The sequence below is a fragment of the Brachybacterium tyrofermentans genome, assembly GCF_014897585.1.
In the GTDB taxonomy this organism is placed as follows: Bacteria; Actinomycetota; Actinomycetes; order Actinomycetales; family Dermabacteraceae; genus Brachybacterium; species Brachybacterium tyrofermentans.
Genome location: NZ_JABUXW010000039.1, coordinates 20,638 through 27,716, shown reverse-complemented (window position 1 = coordinate 27,716; position 7,079 = coordinate 20,638). Strand labels below are relative to the sequence as shown.

Below are 7,079 nucleotides of genomic sequence, written 5' to 3'. Positions count from 1 at the left end.
TCGTGGTCGTGGTCGTGGTCGTGGTCGTGGTCGTGGTCGTGGTCGTGGTCGTGGTGGTGGTGGTCAGGCTGGTGGTCGGACGACGGTCCGTGGGCGTGCTGGTGCCCGCGCGGGGGCAGCAGCTCGCCGGCGACCGTCGGCCAACCGATCGCGAGGCGCACCACGGCCGGGACCGGCACCGGGATGTCGCCGTGCGCGGCGCGGATGCGTCCGCTGCCCACCGCGATCACGCTGCCCGCTCCCTCGGTGATGCCCAGCTGGCGCCAGGCCTCGCAGGCCCCGATCACGTCGGCCAGGGAGTCCAGCGCTCCGACCTCGTGGAAGTGGACCTCGTCGGCCGGAACCCCGTGGGTGGTGCCCTCCGCGTCGGCCAGGCGGCCGAACACCGTCAGCGCGAGATCGATCGTCCGCTCCGGCACCGAGACGTTCCCGCGGGAACGCTCCAGCATCTCTCTGATCGACGCCCAGGTGCGATGGGGCGGGTCGGTGACCAGCACATCCACGTCGATCTTGGTGGCGCGCTGCCCGCCGCGGTCCACCGTGCCGCGCACGAAGCGCACCGAGTCCGGGACCAGCGCGTCGAGCACCTCCTGCACCGCGTCGAGGTCCGCGCCGGCGTCGATCAGGGCCGCCAGGAGCATGTCCCCGGCGATGCCCGCGGTCGCGTCGATGTAGGCGAGGCGGGGAGCAGAGGGCGAGGTGATCTCCATGGGATCGATCGTAGGCCGCGCCGGTGACGGCGGCCGCGCGGTGAGCAGGTGTTGCCGCCTCTCGGCGTTCGCCCAGGGCGTACGGCGAGCACGGCGAGAACCCCTAGAGTGGAGTCATGAGCCACGAGCCGACGTCCAGCCTCGTCGCGTCGGAGCGACGCACCTTCTCTGCGCTCGCCCTGATGGGCGCCGCCGTGGTCGCCCTGCTGCTCGTCGCGGTGACCGGGACGATCCTGCTGGAGTCACCCTCGATGGACCTTCTTCCGGGGTCCACGACACAGGATGCCGCCATCGACGCGCTGGTCATCCTGATCCTTCACGTGTGAGAGGTCTGATCCTCCGCCGGTGAGTGACCGTGCTCGTCAAGCTGCTCTGCCACTGCCACTGCCGCAGTGCTGCTCGCGGACGGGGCGTGGATCAGTCGCTGTCGCCACCCTGGCCCGAGAGCGTGATGAGCTCGCCGCCGAGCTCGTCCTCGACGGTTTCGAGCCACTCCTGGACCGCGGGATCGTCGTCGTCCACGAGGATCACCCAGTTCTTGGCCAGCACGCCGTAACCTTCTTCGCTGTTCTGCACGGCGAAGGCTTCCATGAAGTCCTTGCCCTTGACGTCGTGGGGGACCACGGTGCTGACGGAGACGCTGTCGTCGTCCCCGAGCTGGCACTCGCCGTCGACCGCGTCGAAGGCGGGGAAACCGTCTGTCCACTCGCCCTCCATGAACGAGTTGAAGTCGTCGGAATCCACGGTGTCGCAGTTGAAATTTACCCGGAGCTCCTCGTAGAGCTCCCGGGAGTCCTCGTACGAGCCGCCGCCGCAGCCTGCGAGCAGCAGCGCTGCACCGGCCATGATCGCCGTCGCCCCGACCCGTCGTCGCGTGGCCCCGGTCGATCGCGCGCTCCCCGTCGACTGCGCGGTGCTCCTGGGTTTCGTGGTCCTCATGGTGCGTCCCCTGTTCGGCGTACGTCGTCGTGGTGTTCGACAGGCCCCTCGCCCGCCGGGCGCGAGCCACTATACGGGTGTCCGATTTATCGGGACTGCGGAACGAGCTGCGAAGCGCGAGAGGTTCTGCGCCGGCCGGTTCCGCGGCGGGGCGTCACTGCCGACGCAGCACGAAGACCAGGGGCAAGCCGCGTCGCAGGTCCTCGGCCTCTGGGCTGTGGAGGAGCTCGCCGTCGACGCTGGGCGGATCGAGATAGGTGCGGGTGATGCGGTGCTCCACGCGAGCCGCCCTGGAAGGGCCGTCCTCCGTCTCGTCGTGGTCGGCGAGCAGGCGCCAGCTCAGCGGATGGCGCCGGAACGCTTCGGCCTCCTCAGCGGTCGAGGGGCAGCGGCGCAGGGCGGCGAGCAGTTCGTCGTCGGTCATCCCTGTGAGCTCCTCGATGCTCAGCTCCGGGTCCTTGCCCGTCAATGCCGTGGTGACGAGATGCCGCAGGACCGCCACCGGGATGACGTCGGCGGGAGAGCGCTGGGCGCGAGCCTCCGCCACGGCCAGCCGCACCAGCTCGGCACCGGTCCGTGGATCCGTGTCCACCGTGCCGTCGCGCAGCCGGAGGTGCTCGAGCAGCTCCGACGGGAGACCCCGGGTGCGGCCGTGCGCCTGGCCGCTGCGCAGGAAGGAGTCCAGGTGGTCCAGCTTCATCCCGCCGCTGCCGCTGGTCAGCGGGGAGGCGAGGCAGCCGTCGTCCACGGCGTTCACGTCGTCCGCATCGATCCCGTGCTGTGCGAGCAGCTCGCCCATCGCGCGGACCCGCGTATGGCCCAGCTCGTGATGGTCCAGGCCGTCGATGCCCTCGAGAGTGTGGCTGAAGGGCAGATGTCCCACGTCGTGGAGCAGCGCGCTCGCCCGCGCGAGCTGGTCCTCGGGAGCGAAGTGCGCGACGAGCGCGAGGACCCCGAGGGAATGCTCGAGCCGAGAGTAGGTCTGCGTGGTGGTCAGCGACGCCGCACCGGCATGGGAGATGGCCCCGAGGCGGCGCACCGGCCAGGTGTCCAGGAGCGCCTGCTCGAGGGGGCTCAGCTCGACGGTGATCCGCCACAACGGATCGAACCACCTGCCGTCGATCCCGAGCGTATCCGCGGCGTCTGGACTCATCGCACCTCCTGGGGAGCTCTCTTACGGTAGCGCGGCCAGGACTCCTCGCGACGTGGGTCGTGGAGCCGGGATACCCTCCTGCGCATGAATGACGCCGCCGTGAGGCACCTGCCCCGTGAGATCCGGACTGATCGCCTGCTCCTGCGTGCGGTGAGCGTCGACGACGCGGTGGCCCAGGCGGAGGCGGTCACCGCCTCGCTGCCCGAGCTGTCGCCGTGGATGCCGTGGGCGCAGTCGCCCCAGACGCTCGAGCAGGCCGCGGAGAACCTGGCCGCCGCGGCGCGCAGCTTCGAGGACGGCACGGAGTTCGCCTGGACCATCTGGGACCCGACGGGCGAGAGCCTCATCGGCCGGATCAGCGTCTTCGCCGTGAACTGGACGGTCCCCAAAGGGGAGATCGGGTACTGGCTCGCCAGCTCTCGGACTGGCCACGGGTACATGCGCGAAGCCGTCAGCGCAGTCGTCGGCGCCGCGGATCAGGAGGGCTTCCGGCGCCTGGAGATACGCTGCGATCGGCGGAACACCCGCAGCGCCCGGGTTCCGCTGAGCCTCGGATTCGAGCTGGACGGAGTGTTCCGCAACGACGACGTCTCCGCCACGGACCCGTCGCTGCTGCGAGACACCTTGATCCATTCCCGCATCAGGTAGCCGGAGCGGTCATGACGGTACCGGCGCGACAGGCGCCCGCGTGTTCACGCCGATCATCAGGGCCGCGCTGGCGGCGAGAGCGGCCGCGAGGAGCAGCGCGACCGATGCCTGGCCACTTCCCGAAAGAGCCGCGAAGGGGCTGTTCAGCAGGGCAGGTGGTGCGAGCTGCACGATGCCCATGAGCGCCTGGAAGCGGGTCATCTGCCCCGCAGGTGCGAGCCGCAGCAGGGTCGGTGCGATGTGCGTGGTGAAGACGGCGGTCCCGACACCGAGGAGAGCCGAGGCGAGGATCGCTGCTCCGGCCCCGAGAAGCCCAGAAGGCAGCGAGAGTGTCGCCAGGGCGATCGTCATGAGCGCCGGCCCCCCGATCAGCGCGATGTTCTGCCTGGCCAGGGTGCCGGTGACGGAGATCAGGAGCGTGATCGTGAGGGTTCCTGCGGCCCATGCCGCCTCCAGGAGGCTCGCCTGCGAGGCGTCCCATCCGTTCGCGCGCGCCCAGGAGGGCAGGACCACGGCCACCACCGGGAGCACCGCGGAGCAGACGAGGGCCACCGCTCCCAGCAGGGGCCAGATGCGAAGCGCGTGCGCGGAGCGGATCCCGATCGCCAGGGAGCTCCAGATGCCGTCGGCCGGGGCGCTGGTCTCCGAGGAGGAGCGCGGTCCCTGAGGCCGTAGGGCGCAGAGGACCACGAAACAGCCCGCCGTGAGCAGGGCATTCACGGCCAGGACCGCGGTCAGGGACCAGAAGGAGAGGGCGATGCCGCTCGCTGCGACACCCAGGATCCGGGCGGCGTGCAGACTGCCGGAGATCCGTGCCAGCGCCCGCGGCAGCTGGTCGTCGCCGCTGATCAGCAGCCGGGCGTACACGGTCGCCGACGGTCGGGAGATGGCGGAGATCGTGGACGTGGTGACAGCGGCCGACGCCAGGAGCGCGACGGTCGGATCGCCGCCGGAGACGGCGAGGAGGGCGATCAGCACGAGCAGCTCAGCGCCCATGGTCACCAGGAGCATGCGGCGGGGGCCGTGCCGATCGCCGAGCACGCCGCCCAGCAGCATGAGGACCACTGGGGGCAGCACGGAGAGCATGCTGACCAGGGCGACAGCGCCGGGGCCATGGCCCGTGGCGAGCCAGATCAGGGCGAAGCTCAGCATGGAGCCGCCGGCGGACTGCAGGGTGGAGGCGGCCCACCACAGGTGGAAGCGGGCAGGGAGCGGGGACGGGATCGAGGGGTGTGTTCTCACACCCTCGAGGCTGAGGGTTCGAGCGACCTGAAGGTCAAGGGAGCATCGGCATCACCAGGCAGGTCAAGGTGTCCTGCACGGGGGAGGCGACCCGCACGGGAGTGGTCGTGTCCACCAGGGAGAGCACGATCTCCTCGCCGGGGCAGACGGCGACGGCCGCCGCGAACAGCGCCCGGCCCACCAGGACCTCGAGCTGCTCATCGGGGGTGGCCCACCCGCTCAGCACCGGAGCGTCGTCCCGAGCGCCGCCCGCGTGGAGCGCCGTCGTCCCGTTGCCGACGACGAGCAGGAGCTTGTCGCTCTGGTCCGACCGATCAAGAACTTCCTGCAGCTCTGCCCGGTCGAAACCTGCGAGGGCCCGGGCGCTTGGCTGTGTGGAGACCAGGCGGCCGAGGTCGGGGACCGCTCGATCGACGGCAACGGTGCGTGCGAGCAGCGATCCGTCCGCGTCGTGAACCGTCAGCCCCTGCTCGGTGAGCTTGAGGTGCACCGTGGCGTGATGGGCGCACGCGGCGGCGACCTCGGTGGCGTCCTCGCGGGAGATGATCGCGCGTGCCTCGCCGCCGGCGGTCTCCGCCTCGAGGTGGCGGTGGGCGAGCCAGTAGCGATCGGTGGCGATCAGCTCGATCCCCTGCGGGCCGACGGAGCATACGAGGCCGGAGACGTCGGTCGCGGCGGTCGCTGCCGCGCGGATCACCTGGGAGATGGCGCTGGCCAGGACGGTGCCGGGCAGCGCGGCAGTCGCAGGGGCGCGATGCGCTGGGGCGGGGTCGAGCTGCGCTCTCAGCGCCGTCAGCTCGTCCTCACGCTGACGGGATGCGGCGCCGTGGTGCGTGGCCAGCTCGGCGAGCAGCAGTGCCCCGTCCTGCGCGCTCCCCGCGAGGACCTCTCGCATCACGGGCAGCGGGACGGCGGCAGAGCGCATCCGCTGCAGGAGCACGCCGCTGTCGATCTGGGAGGGCGCGTAGTAGCGGTAGCCCGACACCGGATCCATGTCGGTCGGTTCGAGCACCCGCTGTGCGGCGTAGTGGCGCAGGGCGCTGGCCGGGATCCCGACAGCGCGGGAAAAGGTGCTGATCGTCATCAGTCGCTCATCGGCCATGCCGCATCTTGGCATGCGCGGCCGTTGTCGATGCGACGGGGCTGTCGTCCTGATATCGCGGGGCCCGCGCGACCCTCACTGGATTGCGTCGACAACGCGCTCCAGTGTCGGAACGACAGTGACCTACCGGGCCTACGTCGCTCTCCGGGGCGCTGTCAGAGCGTTGCGCGATGTGCGCCGGGATGTCCGCGACGACGGACGCAGGGCTTATCGGCGCGAGGCATGTGCGCGCCGCAGCGAGGCTCCTGCCGGAGCGCGATGATCCGTTCAGGGTCCGCGCTCCCGGCGACCCGCTCAACCGCAGCACGCAGTGCCCGTGCCGGATCAAGGTCGCCGCTATCGGGGTCCCAGGCGTCAGCCAGGGCAGCATTGATCTCGTCTGCCGAGAGGATCTCCGCCAGCTCCTGGGGCAGGGCCCCTATGGTGACGACGGCTTTGATGAGTCCTGGCGGTGCGGGCTCAGGCGAGTAGTCCCACAGCTCGAGGCCATGTTTCTCGGCCGTGCTCTCGTAGATCTCCAGCATGTCCCAGATGCTCTGCACTTCGTCTTCGCTGAGCTTTCCGCTGCTGATGAGGGCGTTCACGGAGTCGTAGATCCGGTTGTTGCTCCGGGGACCGATGGCGAGGATCTCGATGAGCCCTGTGCCTTCGGGGGAGATCGTTGCCCGGAAGACGATCCGATAGTCACCGCGAAGTGTCGCCGTGGTGTTCAGGCCCGCGAGCTGGTCAGACGCGTTCCGGTTCGACAGCGGGTGCTTCCCCCACGGCTGGGTGAACAGTGCAACCACGTCATCGAGGAACTCATCCCATTGCGAGTCCTCGACATGAGATGCGATCCATTCCTCGGCTTCCGTCGTGAAGATGACCTCGGCCTGGTCTCCGGGGAGGGAGTCACCGACGCGCATGCAAGCGCTCGCGGACCTCGTTCACAGTGTGGAACTCGGAACGGTCAGCGACGAGCTGGCTGACGCCCTGGATCATCTGATCGGCCGCGAGGCGAAGGGACCGTTCGAGGTCGTCGAAGCGCTCAGGACTCATCACGACGGCACTGGGCTTGCCATGGTTCGTGAGCACCACTGTGCGCCCCGCAGCCATTTCGGCGAGGTAGCCGGCGCCCTTCTTGGTGGCCACGGTGGCGGGCATGTGGAGTGGAGCAGTCATGCATCCAGTCTAGCAGTCAAGTCTCCCAAAGTTCGAACTTTGTGGCGGTGATCGACCGTTCGACAGCTGCGGCGGGCGAGCGTCGTCGATGTACTCATCGCGGGTATACACGATATGTATAGTG

At 69.7% G+C, this 7,079-nt stretch carries 9 protein-coding genes; 2 read left to right on the top strand and 7 right to left on the bottom strand.

The window, feature by feature from the left end; genetic code table 11:
* The coding region (gene larC / locus INT49_RS19210) for a nickel pincer cofactor biosynthesis protein LarC (RefSeq protein ID WP_193119359.1) at nucleotides 1-710 on the bottom strand (710 nt) is incomplete at its 3' end.
* 116 nt (nucleotides 711-826) lie between these two features.
* On the opposite strand from larC, the gene INT49_RS19205 reads away from it, so the two are divergent.
* Nucleotides 827-1,036, top strand: coding sequence for a hypothetical protein (locus INT49_RS19205; RefSeq protein ID WP_193119358.1), 210 nt, complete (start codon nucleotides 827-829; stop codon nucleotides 1,034-1,036).
* A 91-nt stretch (nucleotides 1,037-1,127) separates the two neighbouring features.
* Here INT49_RS19205 and INT49_RS19200 read toward each other — a convergent pair whose 3' ends face one another.
* Together INT49_RS19200 and INT49_RS19195 are read right to left on the bottom strand one after the other, a co-directional pair.
* Complete coding sequence (locus tag INT49_RS19200; RefSeq protein ID WP_193119357.1) at nucleotides 1,128-1,649, bottom strand: hypothetical protein; 522 nt, start codon at nucleotides 1,647-1,649, stop codon at nucleotides 1,128-1,130.
* Between the two features lie 154 nt (nucleotides 1,650-1,803).
* A complete protein-coding gene (locus INT49_RS19195; protein WP_193119356.1) occupies nucleotides 1,804-2,802 on the bottom strand; it encodes an HD domain-containing protein in 999 nt (332 codons plus the stop codon).
* An 84-nt stretch (nucleotides 2,803-2,886) separates the two neighbouring features.
* On the opposite strand from INT49_RS19195, the gene INT49_RS19190 reads away from it, so the two are divergent.
* Nucleotides 2,887-3,450 (top strand): GNAT family N-acetyltransferase, encoded by a 564-nt coding sequence (locus INT49_RS19190; RefSeq protein WP_193119355.1) that lies wholly within the window; start codon nucleotides 2,887-2,889, stop codon nucleotides 3,448-3,450.
* A 9-nt stretch (nucleotides 3,451-3,459) separates the two neighbouring features.
* Here INT49_RS19190 and INT49_RS19185 read toward each other — a convergent pair whose 3' ends face one another.
* From INT49_RS19185 to INT49_RS19170, 4 genes are all read right to left on the bottom strand, one after another.
* Nucleotides 3,460-4,692 carry an MFS transporter gene (locus tag INT49_RS19185; RefSeq protein ID WP_193119354.1) on the bottom strand — a complete coding sequence of 411 codons (1,233 nt, stop codon included), beginning with the start codon at nucleotides 4,690-4,692 and terminating at the stop codon, nucleotides 3,460-3,462.
* Between the two features lie 34 nt (nucleotides 4,693-4,726).
* Entirely contained in the window at nucleotides 4,727-5,776 is a 1,050-nt protein-coding gene (locus INT49_RS19180; protein ID WP_193119353.1) for a MerR family transcriptional regulator, read from the bottom strand.
* A 173-nt stretch (nucleotides 5,777-5,949) separates the two neighbouring features.
* Nucleotides 5,950-6,699 carry a hypothetical protein gene (locus INT49_RS19175; protein WP_193119352.1) on the bottom strand — a complete coding sequence of 250 codons (750 nt, stop codon included), beginning with the start codon at nucleotides 6,697-6,699 and terminating at the stop codon, nucleotides 5,950-5,952.
* Nucleotides 6,686-6,955, bottom strand: a complete 270-nt coding sequence (locus INT49_RS19170) for a type II toxin-antitoxin system prevent-host-death family antitoxin (protein ID WP_193119351.1) — start codon at nucleotides 6,953-6,955, stop codon at nucleotides 6,686-6,688. Before INT49_RS19170 ends, INT49_RS19175 begins: the two co-directional genes overlap by 14 nt.
* Nucleotides 6,956-7,079: the final 124 nt, after the last annotated feature.

Coding starts and splice junctions, on each gene's coding strand:
- INT49_RS19190 (WP_193119355.1), top strand. CDS start 2,887: ATGAATGACGCCGCCGTGAGGCACCTGCCCCGTGAGATCCGGACTGAT.
- INT49_RS19205 (WP_193119358.1), top strand. CDS start 827: ATGAGCCACGAGCCGACGTCCAGCCTCGTCGCGTCGGAGCGACGCACC.
- INT49_RS19180 (WP_193119353.1), bottom strand. CDS start 5,776: ATGACGATCAGCACCTTTTCCCGCGCTGTCGGGATCCCGGCCAGCGCC.
- INT49_RS19195 (WP_193119356.1), bottom strand. CDS start 2,802: ATGAGTCCAGACGCCGCGGATACGCTCGGGATCGACGGCAGGTGGTTC.
- INT49_RS19175 (WP_193119352.1), bottom strand. CDS start 6,699: ATGCGCGTCGGTGACTCCCTCCCCGGAGACCAGGCCGAGGTCATCTTC.
- INT49_RS19170 (WP_193119351.1), bottom strand. CDS start 6,955: ATGACTGCTCCACTCCACATGCCCGCCACCGTGGCCACCAAGAAGGGC.
- INT49_RS19200 (WP_193119357.1), bottom strand. CDS start 1,649: ATGAGGACCACGAAACCCAGGAGCACCGCGCAGTCGACGGGGAGCGCG.